Below are 19,138 nucleotides of genomic sequence, written 5' to 3'. Positions count from 1 at the left end.
ATGAACATTACCAATCCAGTGCTCAAAGGGTTTAACCCTGACCCAAGTATTTGCCGTGCGGGAGAGGACTATTACATGGCGGTTTCTACATTTGAATGGTTCCCGGGGGTGCAAATTTATCACTCGAAGGATCTCGTCAACTGGCGGCTCGCCGCGCGTCCCTTGCAAAAAATTTCTCAACTCGATATGAAAGGAAATCCAGATTCCGGCGGGGTTTGGGCGCCGTGTTTAAGTTATGCGGATGGTCAGTTTTGGCTCATCTATTCTGATATTAAAGTAGTAGATGGTCCGTTTAAGGATGGTCATAATTATTTGGTCACAGCTGATGCAGTAGATGGCGAGTGGAGCGATCCGGTTCGACTCAATAGTTCTGGGTTTGATCCTTCCTTGTTCCATGATCCAAGCGGAAAGAAATACGTGTTGAATATGCTGTGGGACCATCGAGAAAAACATCATTCTTTTGCAGGTATAGCCTTGCAGGAATATAGTGTATCTGAAAAAAAACTAGTTGGTGAGCGGAAGGTCATTTTTAAAGGCACGCCAATCAAACTGACAGAAGCCCCGCATCTTTATTACATCAATGATGTCTATTATTTATTAACAGCTGAAGGGGGCACGCGTTACGAACATGCAGCCACAATCGCCCGTTCCTCGCGTATTGATGGGCCGTACGAGGTTCATCCTGACAACCCAATTTTAACGGCTTTTCATGCGCCTAGCCATCCACTACAAAAATGCGGGCATGCTTCCATTGTACAAACGCATACAAATGAATGGTATATGGCTCATCTGACTGGCCGCCCAATTCATTCAAGTAAGGAATCCATTTTTCAGCAAAGAGGCTGGTGCCCTTTAGGAAGAGAGACAGCCATACAAAAGCTTGAATGGAAAGATGGCTGGCCGTATGTGGTAGGCGGAAAAGAGGGGCTCCTAGAGGTTGAAGCGCCTGCGATGAGCGTAAAAGAGTTCTCTCCAACCTATCACATAGTCGATGAATTTAAAGATTCATCGTTAAATAGACATTTTCAAACATTAAGAATCCCATTTACGGATCAGATTGGTTCAGTGACGGAAAATCCTCATCATTTAAGGCTGTATGGGCAGGAATCTTTAACGTCTAAATTTACCCAAGCATTTGTTGCGAGGCGCTGGCAAAGCTTTTATTTTGAAGCAGAGACAGCGGTTTCCTTCTTTCCGAAAAACTTTCAGCAAGCGGCAGGACTTGTGAATTATTATAATACGGAAAATTGGACTGCACTTCAGGTGACTTATGACGAGGCGCTTGGCCGTATCCTTGAATTATCTGTGTGTGAAAATCTGGCCTTTTCTCAGCCGCTAATTAAAAAAATCATCATCCCAGACGAGATTCCGTATGTGTATTTAAAAGTGACCGTTCAGAAAGAGACGTACACGTATTCTTATTCTTTTGATCAACAAGAGTGGGAAAAAATAGATGTACCGCTTGAATCGACTCATTTATCAGATGATTTTATTCGAGGAGGGGGATTCTTTACAGGGGCTTTTGTCGGAATGCAGTGCCAAGACACAAGCGGCGAACGTCTGCCTGCCGATTTTAAGTATTTTCGATACGAAGAAACAACTGAATAAAAAAAGACAACACTCTAAAGGCTGTCTCTCTTTAACATGTATTCCATTATGGTGAAGGCGTGACATCACGCAAAAAAGCTTCAGTGACAAGAGATGTCATCCCTAAGGCTGGTGCGTTTTGTCCTAATGATGAAGGAAGCAGCTCCACCCGTGAGCTGAATTGTGCATCCATTCTAGAGGATACTTCATCTTGAATGACACTTAGAACGGCTTGCTCAGATTCAATGACCTTGTTTCGTAAAATAACGGCTTGTGGGTTGAAGGTATGCAGAACGTTTGTGAGACCTACCCCGATGTAAAAGCCAAAGTTACGCAAGGCATTGAGTGTTTTCATATCATTTAACTTCGCCAGCCGCTCAATATCTTGATAGGTGAATGGCTGACCATCTGTTTGGAGCGATTGGAACAGTGCCTTCTCAGATGCATACAGTTCCCAGCAACCACGATTTCCGCAGCTACATGTCGGTCCATTAAAGTCGATCGTCATATGTCCCATTTCACCAGAAAAACCGTTTGTGCCTCTATATAAATGATGATTGATAATGATGCCTATTCCAATACCAGTGCCGATACTTGCATAGATCAGATGGTCATAATGTTTAGCAGCACCAAAGATTTTTTCACCGTACGCACCGGCATTTGCTTCATTCTCGATAAAAACCGGTACTTGGAATGTGTCTTGGAGACTTGTTTTCAGATCGACATTTTTCCATTTTGAATGAGGCGTAAACACAATTTGTTCATCTGCATCGACCAGACCTGGTATACAAATCCCAATACCAATTAGCCCGTATGGGGAAGAAGGGATATGTGAACGTAACTGCTGAATCAATTCAATTAAAATACGGACGGTCACTTCAGGTGTGCTGGATGGGAGCTTGAGCTGCTCATCATGAATCATCGACCCTTCAAGGTCTGTTAAAATGCCGTTGACATAATCAACACCGACATCAATGCCGATAGAGTAACCTGCACGTTTATTAAACATGAGAAGCACGGGTCTTCTTCCGCCGCTAGATTCGCCTTGACCGATTTCATAAACAAGATGTTCTTTCATTAATGTACTCACTTGAGAAGAAACGGTCGATTTATTTAACCCAGTGCGTTCAGATAATTTTGCTCTGGAAATTGGTGCATGGTGAAGAATTTCGTTTAGCAATAGCTTTTGATTTATTTTTTTCACAAAGTTCTGATCCGCAATATCCATTGTATCCACTCCATTTGTTTCGTCTTTAGATTAAGTGAAGAAAAGCCATTTTTTGTCGTGTTTATTCTCTATAAAACATGCTTTTCACTTTATTATAACGAAAATATTTCTAAAAAACTAAAAAATATGGAAAATTCAAAGAGATTAGTTGGTCAACTTGTTCATTTGTTTGTTGAATCAACTTACTAAGTGAATATATAGGGGGAATCACTTATGGTCAAATCAAATATGACTTCGTTAAGTAGTTTACAAGGGATTGGCAACATTCAATATGAAGGAAAACATTCAAAGAACCCATTCGCATTTAAATATTATGATCCGAGCGAAATGATTGGCGGAAAATCAATGAAAGATCACCTGCGATTCTCCGTCGCTTATTGGCATACATTGACTGCTGATGGAACAGACATGTTTGGAACTGGCACGATGAAAAGGGCCTGGGATTCTTATAGTGGAATGGATTTGGCGAAAGCTAGATTGGAAGTGGCCTTTCAGCTCTTTGATCTATTGGATGTTCCGTATTTTTCATTCCATGACCGTGATATTGCACCAGAGGGCGACACGCTTCAAGAGACCAATCAGCAGTTAGACATCATCATAGAAAGAATGAAAGATTACATGCAGCAAAGCGGGGTTCGGCTTCTATGGAACACGGCTAATATGTTTAAGCATCCAAGATTTGTTCACGGTGCAGCGACATCCTGTCATGCAGATGTATTTGCCTATGCAGCAGCACAAGTGAAAAAGGGCATCGAAACAGCAAAGGAACTCGGCGCAGAAAATTATGTTTTCTGGGGAGGACGAGAAGGTTACGACACACTGCTGAATACAGATATGAAAAGAGAGCTTGACCATTTGGCGACCTTTTTGCATATGGCGGTCGATTATGCAAAAGAAATTGGATTTACAGGTCAATTTTTAATTGAGCCAAAGCCGAAGGAACCGACTACTCATCAATATGATACGGATGCAGCGACATCGATCGCCTTTTTAAAACAATATGGATTGGATTCACACTTTAAATTAAATATCGAGGCCAATCATGCGACATTAGCGGGTCATACGTTTGAGCATGAGCTGCGTGTAGCAAGAATTCATGGACTGCTCGGTTCCGTTGATGCCAACCAAGGAAACTCCCTTCTAGGATGGGACACAGATGAATTCCCAACGGATTTATATGCCACAACACTCGCCATGTATGAAATTTTGCAAAATGGCGGACTTGGAACAGGCGGTCTCAATTTTGATGCAAGAGTCAGAAGAGCCTCCTTTGAACTGGAAGATCTTCTGTATGCCCATATTGCGGGGATGGATGCATTCGCAAAAGGGCTGCGGGTGGCTCATAGACTCATAGAAGACCGTGTGTTTGAAGATGTGATCAAGCACCGGTACCGCAGTTTTTCTGAAGGAATTGGACGGGAGATTTCAGAAGGAAAGGCAAACTTTCATACATTAGAAGAATATGCACTGAAACATCCGCTCATCAGAAACGAATCTGGCAGAGAGGAACAGCTGAAAGCCAGATTAAATCAATATTTGTTAGAAGATTAATGGAGCAGGTGGATGTTTTGAAGGAGTGAACACATGAAGTATGTGATGGGAATTGATCTTGGAACGAGCGGAGTCAAAGCGATATTAGTAGATGAGAGCGGGAAGGTATGCTGCGAGACAACTAAATCTTACCGCCTCATTCAAAGCAAACCAGGTTATTGTGAGCAAAATCCTGAAGACTGGGTAGAGCAGACGATGGCCGCGATGACAGAACTTATGGAGAGAAAGCCTGTTCAGTCAAGGCAAGTAGAAGGCATCAGTTTTTCTGGACAAATGCACGGACTTGTTTTATTGGATGAATCCCTTCAAGTGCTCAGGCCTGCCATCTTGTGGAATGACACAAGAACAACACCGCAATGCGTGCGCATGACAGAAAAGCTAGGAGGCAGGCTGCAAGCGATCACAAAAAACCAGGCGTTAGAAGGATTTACACTGCCAAAGTTGTTATGGGTAAAGGAACACGAACCAGAAATTGATCAACGAATCCATTTGTTTTTACTTCCAAAAGATTATGTCAGATATCGATTAACCGGCGCTATTCATATGGACTATTCTGATGCGGCTGGTACGTTACTGTTGGATATTGGAGAACAAACATGGAGTGAGGAGATTTGCAAAACCTTTGATATTCCGCTTCGTATTTGCCCGCCGCTCGTTTCGTCGGAGGCGGAGGTTGGAACACTCTTGCCACAGATCGCAAAGGCAACCGGGATGACAGAAGATGTGAAGGTTTTTGCGGGTGGAGCGGATAATGCTTGCGGTGCCATTGGTGCCGGCATTTTATCATCAGGTCACACACTATGCAGCATTGGCACATCAGGTGTCATTCTTTCCTATGAAGAAAATCATAACAGAGAGCTGAATGGAAACTTGCATTTGTTCCATCATGCAAAAAAAGACGCTTTTTATACAATGGGAGTCACTTTGTCAGCAGGTTATAGCCTCGATTGGATTAAATCTTTACTTGCTCCAAATGATTCGTTTAAAGACCTTTTAGCCGGAGCAAAGGATATAGCGCCTGGCGCAAATGGATTGCTATTTACGCCATATTTAGTTGGGGAAAGAACGCCTCATGCAGATTCAGTCATTCGTGGAAGCTTCATTGGATTAGACAGCCGGCATGAAAAAGCGCATATGGTTAGAGCTGTGCTTGAAGGAATCACTTTTTCATTAAATGAATCGATCGCTTTATTCAGGCACGCGGGAAAAAGCATTGATTCCATCGTGTCTATTGGTGGAGGTGCGAGAAGTCATACATGGCTTCAAATGCAGGCAGACATTTTTCAAGCTGAGGTGATACAGCTTGAAAATGAGCAAGGGCCCGCGTTAGGTGCAGCGATGCTTGCAGCAGTTGGATGCGGCTGGTACGAGTCACTTGAGGCGTGCGCGGATCAGTTTATCCATCAAGCAGCCGTATTTACACCAAATCAACAGCATGTCGATGTATATGATCATCTCTTTCGTTTGTATCAAAGCATTTATACAAACACAAGAGACATTCATGCGGGTCTAGAACAGTATCGATAATCTAGTAGTGAGTAGGGGCATGAAAGGAGGTGATGAATTCATTTCATCTTAGAGATGACAGAATTAAAAGGATGAAAAAGGAGAGGAATGGACGATGAATTTGAGAAAATTAAGACTGTTGTTTGTGATGTGTATTGGACTGACGCTTATACTGACGGCTGTACCAGCCCATGCGAGAACCATTACGAATAATGAAATGGGTAACCATAGCGGGTACGATTATGAATTATGGAAGGATTATGGAAACACCTCGATGACACTCAATAACGGCGGGGCATTTAGTGCAGGCTGGAACAATATCGGAAATGCTTTATTTAGAAAAGGGAAAAAGTTTGATTCCACTAGAACTCACCATCAGCTTGGCAACATCTCCATCAATTACAACGCAAGTTTTAACCCAGGCGGGAATTCCTATCTATGTGTCTATGGCTGGACACAATCTCCATTAGCAGAATACTACATTGTTGATTCATGGGGCACATATCGTCCAACAGGAGCGTATAAAGGATCATTTTATGCTGATGGAGGCACATATGACATTTATGAAACAACCCGTGTCAATCAGCCTTCCATTATCGGGATCGCAACCTTCAAGCAATATTGGAGTGTACGTCAAACGAAACGTACAAGCGGAACGGTCTCCGTCAGTGCGCATTTTAGAAAATGGGAAAGCTTAGGGATGCCAATGGGGAAAATGTATGAAACGGCATTTACTGTAGAAGGCTACCAAAGCAGCGGAAGTGCAAATGTGATGACCAATCAGCTGTTTATTGGCAACTAAAAAAGTCAAAGAAAAGAGCCGGGAGCAAAACTCCTGGCTTTTTCTATCATAATTTTTCAACTTCGACTCTGCCGGAAAAGAACGTCGCACCGCCGCCCATATCTGCCAAGCGATCAGGTGTGAGGCCATTCACCAAATGTTTTTTGCCTTTTTGGTCTGCCCATAATCCCTGGCTGACAACAACACCAGATAACACATTTTGTCCGACTGACACGATCAGCTCGCATTCTCCTCGATGATTCAGCACACGAACCATGTCCCCATCTTCAATCTGTCTTTCTTTTGCATCTTGTTCATTCATATGAAGCTTCGGAAATTTCTCTAGCTTTTGATGCTTCTCATGAAGAGAGAAGGTGGAATTAAGAAAATTATGGTTTGGTCCCGGTATAAACGTTAGTGGATAATCACTTTCCTTGAATAAAGGTACATAGGTTGGAAGGGCTGGATATCCATCTTTTTTCATTTGTTCAGAGTAAAGCTCAATTTTCCCGCTTGGGGTAGGGAGCTTTAAATCTTTGAAAGGCCCTCGTTTTGCTTTGATCCACTTTTTCTCTTTTAACGCTTGATATGAGATGTTTTCATAGTGCGGATTTTCAGGATGATGAAGAGCTTGTTCCATTAGTTCCGCATCTGTGTCTTTAAAGGCTTCATCTTCAAAGCCCATCGCATGAGCCAAAAGACGAAACACTTCTGTGTTTGATTTGCTTTCTCCATAACGTTCAATAACAGGTTCTTGAATTTGAATGTAATGATGCCAGTAAGAAGTATAAAAATCCTCGTTTTCAAAGGCAGATGTCGCTGGCAGAACAATATCTGCATAAGTGGCTGTCTCTGTCATGAACAAGTCATGGACAACCGTAAATAAGTCTTGCCGCATTAAACCGTCTCTTACTTTATTTGCTTCAGGTGTCACAACAGCCGGGTTGCAAGAGTAGACAAAAAGAGAATCAATAGAAGGTTCTGCGTTCGTTAGCACGCTGCCCAGCTGATTCATATTAAATGTTCTAGGTTCGCGTTCCTTTAATAATTCCGGTCGCTGAAGAGCGGTTTCATTATAACTAAGAAAAGAAGAGTTCGATTTCATCGCACCGCCGCCTTTGTGCAGCCATTGACCGGTGAGGGCAGGGAGACAGGAGATGGTTCGAATACTCATGCCGCCATTATCGTGATGCTGTAGCCCGTTGCCAATACGAATGAGAGACGGCGTTGTCTCTGCGTACATTCTCGCAAGTGTGATGATGTCTTCTTTCGGGACACCCGTGATTTGTTCAACTGTTTCTGGATCATACTGCTTCACATGCTCGCGAAGTTCATTGTGACCGACCGTGTAAGTCTCTAAAAATGACGCATCTGTGCGGTCTTCTTTAAAAAGGACATGCATGATCCCAAGAGCTAGCGCACTGTCAGTGCCAGGGCGAAGCGGAATGAACCAATCTGCCATCCGGCCCGTTTGGTTTTTGTGCACATCAATGACGACAATTTTAGCCCCTTGCTTTCGAGCTTTTTGTGCCAACGTGATTTGATGCATATTGGTTGAAACCGCATTGATGCCCCAAAAGATAAATAGTTTCGTGTGAATGGTCTCTTCTGGGTCTGTCCCGATGCTTGCGCCCATTGTATATTTATAGCCTGTTGTTCCGGCTGACTGACAAATGGTTCGGTCTAGCTGACTTGAGCCAAGTCGATAGAAAAAGCGGCGGTCCATTCCTTCTGCATTGAGATTCCCCATATTCCCATAGAAGCTGTAAGGCAAAATGCTTTCTGGTCCTTTTTCTTCGATCAGCTTTGTCCATTTTTGACGAATGGTTTCAATCGCTTCTTCCCACGTAATTGGAGCAAACTGCCGGTCACCTTTTTGACCTACACGTTTTAATGGTGTTGTCAGACGTTTTTCATCATATAAACGAGCTGTGACATTCCGCACTTTATTGCAAATGTTTCCTTGAGTGACTGGATGATCTGGATCTCCTTGAACTTTAACGATCTTTCCGTTCTCTTTATGGATTAAAAGACCGCACTGATCAGGGCAATCTAACGAACAAACTGATTTGAATATTCCGTCTTTCATTGTTGTGTAATCGGTCATACGTTTAGCTTCCTTTCCGAATTCCGTGATCACTGTACATATGGATTTTATTTTAGCATGTTCAGACGAGGAAGGTAAGGATAAGCATATGAAAAAAAGCCCCTAATGAAAGGGACTTTTAAAAACGGGTGACCTGCACAGGGAATTCTTTGACCCCAAACACAAACGTGCTTTGAATCGGTTTCAGCTGATCTGCCGCACAGGTGATTTCCCGAAACGTACGGAGTAAAATCTCAAGTGCTAGATGAGCCTCAAGCCGGGCGAGAGGGGCACCAAGACAAAAATGGATGCCGAAGCCAAAGCTCAAATGTGGATTTGATTTTCTGTCAAGACGAAACGTATCTGGATCGTCAAACTTCCGTTCATCACGATTTGCAGATGCCACCCAGCTGATAAGATAGTCTCCTTTTTCAATGTGAGAACCGGCAATCTGAACATCCTCTGCTGCAACTCGCCCAATCGCTTGAACAGGCGGATAATAGCGTAGCGTTTCTTCTGTCAATTGAGGAATGAGAGACAGGTCTTGCCGCACTGATTCGGCGATATGCTGCTGCTCTGTTAAAAGACGTACGGCATTTGTGATTAAATTCGTTGTTGTTTCATTACCAGCAACGAGTAAGAGTATACAAAAGCCAAGTAGTTCATTTTCTGATAAACGCTCACCGTCAATTTCCGCTTGGATGAGTAGGGAGATTAAATCATCGGCTGGCGTTTCTTTTCGTTTTTGGATCAAATGAGCAAAGTACGCTGACAGCTCTTTTTCTGCTTGTTTTTGCATGTCGACAACGGCTTGAATAGCTTCTTTTGAATCATCTTTGGCTCCTGCAACTAGAGCATCTGAATGCTTTTTGATCAGCTCTCTGTCTTTCACTTCTGCACCGAGAAGCTCGGCGATGATCATGACAGGTAGGGGAGCGGCCAGATCTTGCACAATATCGAAGGTCCGTTGATCCTTTACTTGATTTAATAGATCATGGGTCAAGTCTTTGATCTTTTCTTCTATTTGTTTGATCGCTTTTGGCGTGAAGGCTTTATTGACGAGTGCTCTCATTTTGGTATGTTTTGGAGGGTCCATTGTTAAAATACTCGTTTTAGATGTACTTCTTCCTCGCTGTGATGAAAACACTTTTGGCTGCTTCAGAACGGACTGAATATCAGCATATCGAAAGAGATCCCAGCACTTTCTCGTTTCATCGTATCGAATATCACCCTGCGATCGTAATTCATTGTAGATAGGGAATGGGAAAAGAAGGTCATCAGTAGATCGGATTTCTTTCATTGGGATGACATTGACGTAATTTTCTTTTACTTTCATTATGAACGCTCCTTTTTCTCTTGTTTCCCTTTCACGGTATCACCACGAAAAACGCATTTCAACGGACATGTTTTCTAAAATATGTCAATAGTCTAATCGAAAGATTCAAACACATTCATCCTATAGGAAAATAGAAAGTCATCAAAAATGATAGCGCTTTCTAAAAACTAGAATTGAAGTCACCGAAACCAAAAATAAAATGGTGAATTCAGTCGAACGAAAGGGTACTATGATTCAAATCTATATAGTTCTTTTGATCTAAATTGATGATTTAAAAAAACACGGCTAACATACATACCGCAAGCTGTTCAGCGTGTATTCGGGACTTTTGAAAAGCGCTGGCTCTTTCTTGACACGATTTCTCATCATGTTACGATAACTAACGTGCGAAAAACACGAACAAAAAGCGAACAAGGGAGAGGATCAATATCATTGATCAAAAGAAAGTTGCTTTCATTGGAGCAGGTTCTATGGCGGAAGGAATGATTGCAGGTATTGTGCGATCAGGTCAGATGCCGCTAAACCAAATTTACGCAACAAACAAGCAAAATAAGCAGCGATTAAACGAACTAACGAAACGCTACGGAATCCAAACAGCCACAATGGATTCATTTCCTTTTGAAGAAATGGATATGTTGATCCTGGCGATGAAGCCAAAGGATGCTGAAACAGCACTTGAATCATTAAAACCTCATATTCAGAAAGATCAGCTCATCCTGTCTGTACTTGCAGGTGTGAAATCATCGTATATTGAAGACATGCTGCATGAAGGGCAGCCTGTTATGCGAGTAATGCCAAATACGTCAAGTACGATTGGGGCGTCGGCGACCGCTTTATCTGCTGGACGTTATGTGAAAAATGAACATGTAAGCACGAGTCGGGCTCTTTTATCTGAAATGGGAGAAGTGTATACCATTCAGGAAGAGCAAATGGATATTTTCACAGGAATTGCCGGAAGCGGTCCAGCTTATTTTTATTTCTTAATGGAAAGAATCGAAGAAGCTGGAGAAGAAGCTGGCTTATCAAAAGAAATGTCCCGTCAAATCGGTACACAGACACTTCTCGGTGCAGCGAAGATGCTGCAAGAAACAGCTGAAAACCCTTCTGTCCTCAGAGAAAAAATTACGTCACCTAATGGAACAACTGCTGCAGGACTAGATGCATTAGATGATTTTGGCGGAGGAGAAGCCATCAAGCAGGCCGTCAAACATGCCGCCAATCGATCAAAAGAAATAAGTGAACAGCAAAAACAAAAAGTAACGATATAAATAGAGCCTCAATACAGGAGTGATAAGGTGTACGCAGATAAAGAGAGAAAACGAATTGTTGTGAAAATCGGAAGCAGCTCTCTTACTAGCTTTCAAGGTGAGATTAGTTTAAAAAAACTAGAAAACCTCGTCAATCAAATTGTAAAACTCAAAGATGAAGGACACGAAGTCATTTTGGTCTCATCTGGTGCGGTTGCAGCTGGTTACCGAAAATTAGGATTTATTGATAGACCGAAAACACTGCCAGAAAAACAGGCGTCTGCCTCAATAGGGCAAGGGCTTTTAATGGAGTCATATTCTACTTTATTTTTATCGCACGGTTATATTGCTTCACAGCTATTAATTACAAGAAGCGATTTTTCAGATGAAACGCGCTATCAAAATGTGCGAAATACAATGAATGTGTTATTAGATCGAGGGATCATCCCGATTATTAATGAAAATGATACAGTGACGATCAATCGGTTGAAGTTTGGAGATAATGATACATTGTCTGCAAAAGTAGCTGGACTGATTGATGCGGATTTCCTCGCTATTTTATCTGATATTGATGGCTTGTATGAAGATAACCCTCATACAAACCCGAATGCGAAGAGAATTCTAGAAGTCACAGAAATCACAGAAGACATCGAAGCAGCCGCTGGAGATGCGGGAAGCAGCGTTGGCACAGGCGGAATGAAATCAAAACTCGATGCCTTTAAAATTTCAATGGCCGCAGGCATCAATGGCTTTTTGGGAAAAGCCGATACGCCTCACATTTTAGACAAAGCCATTAATGGGACAGAGGACGGCACTTATTTTACAGCTGACGAAAATTTAGCGCCGCTGAATTATAAAAAACAGTGGATTGCTTTTCATTCTGGCCCAAAAGGCGAAATCGTTGTTCAAGAAAAAACACAGGAGCTTCTCATGCATCGTGAGAAAAGTCTGGATTCTGACGGCATAGTCGATGTAAATGGTTCGTTTAAAAAAGGCGATGTAGTCCGTATTTTAGATCAAGATGAAAGAGAAATAGGGCTTGGCATTGTCAATTATGCGTCCGACGAACTCGCACTCAACGGTGACTTGCTACAGGATGAAGTGGTGCATGTCGTAGATCTTGAAGCATTTGTTTGTCATTTAGATTTATCAATACCAGTTTGCTAATCATAAGGGAGGAATTTCATGACACTGACAGCTGAAGTTGTCACATCGGTCAAAGAAAAAGCGAAAAAAGCAAAGCACGTATCAAAAAAACTAGGTTTACTTCAAACAGAGGAAAAAAATGAGGCGCTACTGAAAATAGCAGAAACGCTCGAACAGCAAAGTGATTTTATTTTACAGGAAAATCAAAAGGATTTAGAGGCAGGAAAAGAAAAGGGCTTCTCTGAAGCATTAATGGATCGATTAATGTTAAATGAAGAGAGAATTCATGAGTTTGCGGAAAGTTTGCGGCTTGTGACGAGATTAACAGATCCTGTTGGAGAAATATTGGATGAATGGACTCTTGAGAACGGCTTACATGTGAAAAGCCGAAGAGTACCGCTCGGCGTGATCGGGATGATCTATGAAGCGAGACCGAATGTCACTGTCGATGCAGCAGGGCTTGCCCTCAAGGCAGGCAACTCAGTGATTTTAAAAGGCGGTTCCTCCGCTATTTCTTCCAACAAAGCCATCGTCCGCGTCATTCATGAGGCATTGGATCAAACAAAGATCCCTCGTGATGCGGTACAGTTTATTGAACAAACAGACCGTTCATCGGTTCAAGCGATGTTTCATCTAAAAGAATGGATCGATGTTTTAATTCCGAGAGGCGGGGCTTCTTTAATCAAAACCGTTGTAGAAGAATCGACCATTCCAGTTCTTGAAACAGGGACAGGGAACTGCCATATCTTTATTGATCAAACAGCGAATGTAGAAAAAGCCATTCAGATTGTCATCAATGCGAAAACAAATCGTCCGGCCGTTTGTAATGCGCTTGAGACTCTGATCGTTCATCGCGATTGGCTGAAAGAAAATGGTGCAGCATTGAATGAAGCACTGCTTCAGCACCAAGTCACTGTGCACGGGGATCAAGACGCTCAATCCTTCTTTTCCGAAGCGGTTCCTGCGGAGGAAGTGGATTGGACAGATGAGTATTTAAGTCTTGATCTTGCGGTGAAAGTCGTTGACTCAATTGAGGGCGCCATTCACCACATTGATCAGTACGGAACCAAACATTCAGAAGCCATCGTAACAGAGGATGAAAAAAACGCACAAATCTTTCTAAACGAAGTCGATGCGGCTGCTGTTTATCATAACGCATCTACACGTTTTACAGATGGCGGTGCACTAGGATATGGCGCTGAAATTGGCATTTCTACTCAAAAGCTGCACGCAAGAGGGCCAATGGGACTTCCTGCACTGACAACAACAAAGCTGCTTCTATCTGGTGATGGTCAGATTAGAAGCTAGAATGAATGTAACGAACACTACCTTTCTAACTTGGGGTAGTGTTTTTTTAGTGTATGAGAAAAGAAGAGAGAAAAAAGGGGAACGACATGGAAACGATGCTGAAGCACTGACAACTCTTGAAAAAGAAGACAAAGGGCTAAAATGAAGTCCATTTTAGCCCTTTGTCAACAATCTAGTTTTTTTATGAACTTGAACGGTCTTTTTTCATGACTTTCTCAAATTTGAAAAATTCAAATGTCTCAGGCGCTAAAGGGTCATTTTCTTGATTCTTCTCATGAGGGAAGCTCGGATCTGGATGGTGTAAGTGATAAAACTCAACAATCTGAAACCCGCATTTGTTCACATAAAAATGAATGTTGCGCTTTTCAAAATAAGGAGTGACAACTTCCCACACCTTCGTTTCTGGATATTGCGCCTCAATGGCTTTCCATGCTGCCTGACCAATGCCGCGGCTATGAGATGATGAAGAGATATATAATAGGTCCACCGAATTGCGGTGTGTATGCGGGTTGATTTTTAAGACAACCCCTCCTGCCTTTTGACCATTTAGTAAAATATGATAGACAAGGTTCTCTGTCGAATAAAAAGATTCATCAATCGACTCATCAGGAGGAATTGGTCCACCTTCTGCATCGCCAAATGCATCAATGATGCCAGCTGTGAAAGCATCTTGCAGTTCCTTTTTCATCAAAGGGAAGTCTTCTTGATTTGCAAGTGATAATGTGACTTGATCTTGTGCGATTTTGTTCATGTGTAAATCCTTTCTCCACATACGTGGTGTTTATGCATGTTATCATAAAGGATGGAGTAACTCCATAGTCAAGAAAGGAGCCCTAAAAATGATGAGCGATGGTCAAAAAACATTTTTAACTGGAGAATTTGCGTCATTATTTGAAGTGAAAAAAGATACACTGCTCTATTATGATAAAATCGATTTGTTTAAGCCGGCAGGTGTTCAGGAAAATGGGTACCGTTATTATACATTTGAACAGTTTGATCATTTCATGGCCATTCAATCCCTTCGTGCTGTTCAATTTCCGATCAAACAATTAAAACAATACTTTACTGAGCCTTCTCAGGAGAAATTGCAAAGCCTTGCGGTTGAGCAAGCAGAAAAGGTCGGGGAGGAGATCCAAAAACTACAGGATATTCAATCTTTTCTTTTTCGTGTGATCGAGACAACGAATGAATTATCATCAGTGAAAACAGGGGAGGTCTTGTTTCAAGAACTGCCAGAAGAACCGATCGTCCTCAGTACATCAAACCCAATTGATTCAAACACACCTATAGAAGAAATTTCTCGAATTGTAGGAGAATTTCTGAAAGGGATTGGTATTAAAGGTGCGGCGGCAAATGGTTCTATTTTAAACAAGGAGCAGTTTTTGCAGCGTCATTATCATCAATCTGATCGGCTGTTCTGCCGAATGGAAGGACCGGATGCAGTCAAAAAGCCAGCGGGTCTATATGCAGTCATGTATCAACAAGGAACATATGAAGAAATGGAGACTGCCTATTCACGTTTATTAGATCACATCGAAGCAGAGGATATGATACTGGATGGGGATGTCTTTGAGGAGTATTTACTTCATTCTCTGATGTCTAAAAATGAAGCGGATTACATGACGAAACTTAGTGTGAAAGTCAGAAAACGGGAAGCTTAAGGCATCACAAAAAGGATAGACAGGCATTTTTACATGCTGTCTATCCTTTTTGGTGCTGTTTAACCGACTTGGTTTTCGGCAAATTGACTCATATAGAGGTCTGCATAAAAGCCTTTTTCTTTCAAAAGCTCACGATGAGTTCCTTTTTCAATGATCGTGCCATCTTTCATAACTAAAATGAGATCGGCATCTTTAATCGTTGAAAGTCGATGTGCAATGACGAAGCTTGTTCTGCCGTTCATTAATTCATTCATCGCTTTTTGAATATGCATCTCTGTCCGTGTATCGACACTGCTTGTTGCTTCATCTAAGATTAATATCTTCGGATCAGATAAGATGGCACGGGCGATGGTTAACAGTTGACGTTGACCTTGTGAGAGGTTGCCGGCATCTTCTGTTAAGAGTGTGTCATATCCATCTGGAAGGGTGCGGATGAAATCGTCTGCATAGGCATGTTTAGCGGCCTTCAACACATCCTCTTTTGAAACATGCGGTCTACCATATGCGATGTTGTCATAAATTGTGCCTTCAAAGAGCCATGTATCCTGAAGAACCATCGCAAATAAGTCACGTACTTGCTCTCGGCTGAGGTCGGTTGTTTTTACGCCGCCAATGCGAATGGAGCCTTGATCTAGCTCGTAAAAGCGCATTAACAGATTAATAATCGTTGTTTTTCCAGCGCCTGTTGGCCCAACAATGGCAACCGTTTGTCCTTCTCGGACTTGTAAATTCAAATCTTTAATAATGGGTTGATCTTTCTCATAACCGAAGTGAACGTGCTCAAAGGCCACATCTCCAGAAAGGGATTTAAGATCAATCGCTGCATCTTCTTCCGCATGTTCTTCTTCCTCATCCAGAATTTCAAACACCCGTTCAGCTGAAGCGATAGCAGATTGAACTAAGTTTGCAACACTGGATGCTTGCACAAGCGGCTGCGACATTTGCTGTGTGTATTGGATAAATGCTTGCACATCCCCAACACGAATATTCCCGTTAATGACAAGAATTCCGCCAGCAACACTTACCGCCACATAGCCAAGATTCCCAATAAAGGTCATCATCGGCATCATTAAGCCGGAGATAAATTGTGCTTTTCTTGAAGATTCATATAGTTGTTCGTTTAATTGATCAAATGTATCAATGGCTTTCTTTTCATAGCCATACGCACGAACCGTCTGATGTCCTGTGAACATTTCATTAATATGTCCATTGATCATCCCTAGTTCTTTTTGCTGTGCTTTAAAATGCTTTTGCGAAAATGATGTAATGCCTCGAATCGCAAACAAACTGAGAGGCAGCGTCAAACAAACAAGCAGTGTCAGCAGCGGACTGATGAAAAGCATCATGACGACAATACCAATGACTGTAATAACAGATGTGATCACTTGCGTGAGTGCCTGCTGTAAAGAAGTATTAATATTATCAATGTCGTTCATCACCCGGCTCAGCGTGTCTCCGTGTGTTGTTTTATCAAAATAACGAAGAGGGAGACGTGTAAGTTTGTCACTCGCTTCTTGTCTTAGTTCAGCAATGGTCTGCTGCGAGACACCCGCCATTACATATTGCTGCACGAATGAGAAGAGAGATGCCACGACATATAATAGAACAAGCAACAATAAAATGCGTGAAATGACATCGAATTGAACACCAGTTCCTTGTGTAAAACTTTCAAATAGGGAAGAGGTGGCATCCCCAAGTAATTTTGGACTGACAACATTAAAAACGGTTGAACCGATCGCTGCAATCAGGACAATGATCAGCTGAAATTTTCTCGGTTTTAAATAGCCCGTTAAACGAAGAAGTGTTTTTTTAAATTCCTTCGGTTTTTGTACTGGGCCCCTTGGGTGACCGCCTTTATGTCCCATTCCAGAAGACATTTTTTTACTCATCCTTGCTCCACCTCCTGACCTTCCTGTGATGCGACTATTTCTTGATAGACAAGGTTATCTTTCAGTAACTGTTCATGTGTACCGATACCTGCTATTTTTCCATCATCTAACACAATGATTTTATCGCTATGCTTCACTGTGCTGATTCTTTGAGCCACAATAATCAAAGCAGCATGCTCTTTTTCAGCTTCTAGCGCTGACCGAAGTTTTGCATCCGTTTTGTAATCAAGGGCAGAGAAGCTATCGTCAAACAGGTAGAATGCAGGTTTTCTTACGAGTGCTCTTGCAATCGAAAGACGTTGTTTTTGACCGCCAGAGAGATTCGAACCCCCTTGGTCTATCTCTGCGTGAATTCCGCCATCTTTTTGCAAAACAAATTCTTCGGCCTGTGCTGTCCGCAGTGCCTGCCAAATCTCGTCATCTGTTGCATCGCGTTTGCCAAAGCGCACATTATCAGCAATGGTTCCGCTAAATAAAATGGCTTTTTGAGAAACATAACCCATCTGACTTCTCAGTTTCTCTTGAGGCAATTCTCTAATATCGACACCATCTAATGTAATTTTTCCTTCTGTGGCTTCATAAAAACGTGTCATCAGCTGAAGAAGGGTCGTTTTCCCGGAACCTGTACTGCCGATGATCGCCGTCGTTTCACCCTTTTTGGCTTCAAACGTCATGTCTTGAACGGCTGGTTTTTCAGCATTTGAATAATAAAATGACACATTCTCAAAGCGAATGGACTGGGCTGGCTGATCAAATTTAGTGACAGTCTCTTTTTTGTCTTTAATTTTTGGTTCTAGATTTAACACTTCATTCATCCGTTTAGCTGATGCCTGAGCTCTAGGCACCATAATAAAACTCATAGACAGCATAATGAGTGCCATTAAAATCATCATCGCATATTGAATGAAGGCGATCAGATTCCCGACTTCCATCTGTCCGGCATCAATCCGATTAGCGCCAATCCAGACAATGCCGATATTCGTGAAGTTCATGATAATGAGCATAAAAGGGAACAAGTACGCCATTAATCGATTGACCTTAAGACCAGTATCCTTATACGATGTATTGGCTTCTTGAAAACGTTCCTTTTCGTCATCTACTCGGTTAAACGCACGAATGACCCGAATGCCTGAAAGCGACTCTCTCATAATCAAGTTCAGCCGGTCCGTTTTTTTCTGAAGCTGGCCAAAGAGGGGGATCGCTTTTCTTGATACCAAATAAATGAACCCACCAAGAAGGGGAAGAGCTGCTAAAAAGATGAGAGATAACACAGCATCTCTAGATACAGCCAAAATAATTCCACCAACGAGCATTAGAGGCGCCCGTGTCATCATTTGTAAGATCATGATCGTGACATCTTGAACTTGTTTCACATCATTTGTTGATCTTGTAATAAAGGAAGATGTCCCGATTTTTTGAAATTCTTCTAATGAGAATTGTTCGACATGCACAAACAGCTGTCTTCTCATATCACGCCCGAAGCCTAGAGCTGTCTTAGATGACAAGTAGGACTTCCAAATCGTGAGCAAGATGGCAAGTAAAGAACAAGCCACCATCCAGCCCCCAACCTTCCATATATAAGCGACATCTCCTTGGACGATCCCGACATCAACGATATCTGCTGTAAGCGTCGGTAAATACAGCTGGAGCATACTGCTTAAAAAGGTGAGAACCACAATGGACACAACGGATAGCCGATAGGGCTTTAAAAACGATAAAATTGATTTCATACGATTACCTTTCTTCCATATAGTCTGTTGTTCTGTAACTCATCATATACAAAGAGGGATTATTTCTACAAATGAAATGTCT

Annotated in this window: 14 protein-coding genes; 8 read left to right on the top strand and 6 right to left on the bottom strand. The window is 42.2% G+C overall.

The annotated features are described in order from the left end of the window. Positions 1-1,608, top strand: a complete 1,608-nt coding sequence (locus NST09_RS09635) for a glycoside hydrolase family 43 protein (RefSeq protein ID WP_342492972.1) — start codon at positions 1-3, stop codon at positions 1,606-1,608. 46 nt (positions 1,609-1,654) lie between these two features. Here NST09_RS09635 and NST09_RS09630 read toward each other — a convergent pair whose 3' ends face one another. Further along, positions 1,655-2,815, bottom strand: coding sequence for an ROK family transcriptional regulator (locus NST09_RS09630; RefSeq protein ID WP_048002882.1), 1,161 nt, complete (start codon positions 2,813-2,815; stop codon positions 1,655-1,657). A 213-nt stretch (positions 2,816-3,028) separates the two neighbouring features. On the opposite strand from NST09_RS09630, the gene xylA reads away from it, so the two are divergent. The 3 genes from xylA to NST09_RS09615 all read left to right on the top strand — a co-directional run bounded on the left by xylA (position 3,029) and on the right by NST09_RS09615 (position 6,674). Continuing rightward, positions 3,029-4,366, top strand: coding sequence for a xylose isomerase (xylA, locus tag NST09_RS09625; RefSeq protein WP_342492971.1), 1,338 nt, complete (start codon positions 3,029-3,031; stop codon positions 4,364-4,366). 33 nt (positions 4,367-4,399) lie between these two features. After that, complete coding sequence (gene xylB / locus NST09_RS09620; RefSeq protein ID WP_046343755.1) at positions 4,400-5,893, top strand: xylulokinase; 1,494 nt, start codon at positions 4,400-4,402, stop codon at positions 5,891-5,893. Between the two features lie 94 nt (positions 5,894-5,987). Continuing rightward, the gene (locus NST09_RS09615) at positions 5,988-6,674 is read left to right on the top strand and encodes a glycoside hydrolase family 11 protein (protein ID WP_007500674.1); all 687 of its coding nucleotides are present in this window, start codon (positions 5,988-5,990) and stop codon (positions 6,672-6,674) included. A gap of 46 nt (positions 6,675-6,720) precedes the next feature. Here the strand turns inward: NST09_RS09615 and NST09_RS09610 are convergent, their stop codons facing one another. Continuing rightward, entirely contained in the window at positions 6,721-8,760 is a 2,040-nt protein-coding gene (locus tag NST09_RS09610) for a molybdopterin oxidoreductase family protein (protein WP_342492970.1), read from the bottom strand. Positions 8,761-8,878: 118 nt separating this feature from the next. Beyond that, positions 8,879-10,075, bottom strand: coding sequence for a cytochrome P450 (locus NST09_RS09605; protein ID WP_342492969.1), 1,197 nt, complete (start codon positions 10,073-10,075; stop codon positions 8,879-8,881). Positions 10,076-10,497: 422 nt separating this feature from the next. Here NST09_RS09605 and proC point away from each other — a divergent pair, with 422 nt between their 5' ends. Genes proC through NST09_RS09590 form a run of 3 tightly spaced genes read left to right on the top strand, consistent with a single transcriptional unit; the run spans position 10,498 to position 13,776 of the window. Next, on the top strand, positions 10,498-11,343 hold the full coding sequence (gene proC / locus NST09_RS09600; RefSeq protein ID WP_182489415.1) for a pyrroline-5-carboxylate reductase: 846 nt from the start codon (positions 10,498-10,500) through the stop codon (positions 11,341-11,343). Positions 11,344-11,370: 27 nt separating this feature from the next. After that, positions 11,371-12,489: a glutamate 5-kinase gene (gene proB / locus NST09_RS09595; RefSeq protein WP_046343748.1), complete on the top strand. Its 1,119-nt coding sequence runs from the start codon at positions 11,371-11,373 to the stop codon at positions 12,487-12,489. Between the two features lie 18 nt (positions 12,490-12,507). Then, positions 12,508-13,776 carry a glutamate-5-semialdehyde dehydrogenase gene (locus tag NST09_RS09590; protein ID WP_041092839.1) on the top strand — a complete coding sequence of 423 codons (1,269 nt, stop codon included), beginning with the start codon at positions 12,508-12,510 and terminating at the stop codon, positions 13,774-13,776. Positions 13,777-13,957: 181 nt separating this feature from the next. On the opposite strand, the gene NST09_RS09585 is transcribed toward NST09_RS09590, so the two are convergent. Beyond that, a complete protein-coding gene (locus NST09_RS09585; protein WP_008346575.1) occupies positions 13,958-14,527 on the bottom strand; it encodes a GNAT family N-acetyltransferase in 570 nt (189 codons plus the stop codon). 88 nt (positions 14,528-14,615) lie between these two features. On the opposite strand from NST09_RS09585, the gene NST09_RS09580 reads away from it, so the two are divergent. After that, positions 14,616-15,437, top strand: coding sequence for a MerR family transcriptional regulator (locus NST09_RS09580; RefSeq protein WP_008346576.1), 822 nt, complete (start codon positions 14,616-14,618; stop codon positions 15,435-15,437). A 59-nt stretch (positions 15,438-15,496) separates the two neighbouring features. Here NST09_RS09580 and NST09_RS09575 read toward each other — a convergent pair whose 3' ends face one another. Continuing rightward, positions 15,497-17,326 carry an ABC transporter ATP-binding protein gene (locus tag NST09_RS09575; protein WP_017359463.1) on the bottom strand — a complete coding sequence of 610 codons (1,830 nt, stop codon included), beginning with the start codon at positions 17,324-17,326 and terminating at the stop codon, positions 15,497-15,499. Continuing rightward, positions 17,323-19,056, bottom strand: coding sequence for an ABC transporter ATP-binding protein (locus NST09_RS09570; RefSeq protein ID WP_156060909.1), 1,734 nt, complete (start codon positions 19,054-19,056; stop codon positions 17,323-17,325). The genes NST09_RS09575 and NST09_RS09570 overlap by 4 nt, the downstream gene beginning before the upstream one ends. Positions 19,057-19,138: the final 82 nt, after the last annotated feature.

It is taken from the genome of Bacillus sp. FSL W7-1346 (assembly GCF_038593335.1).
Classification (GTDB): domain Bacteria; phylum Bacillota; class Bacilli; order Bacillales; family Bacillaceae; genus Bacillus; species Bacillus altitudinis.
The sequence above is the reverse complement of the archived record's forward strand: the minus strand, read 5'-3'. Positions and strand labels throughout refer to the sequence as shown.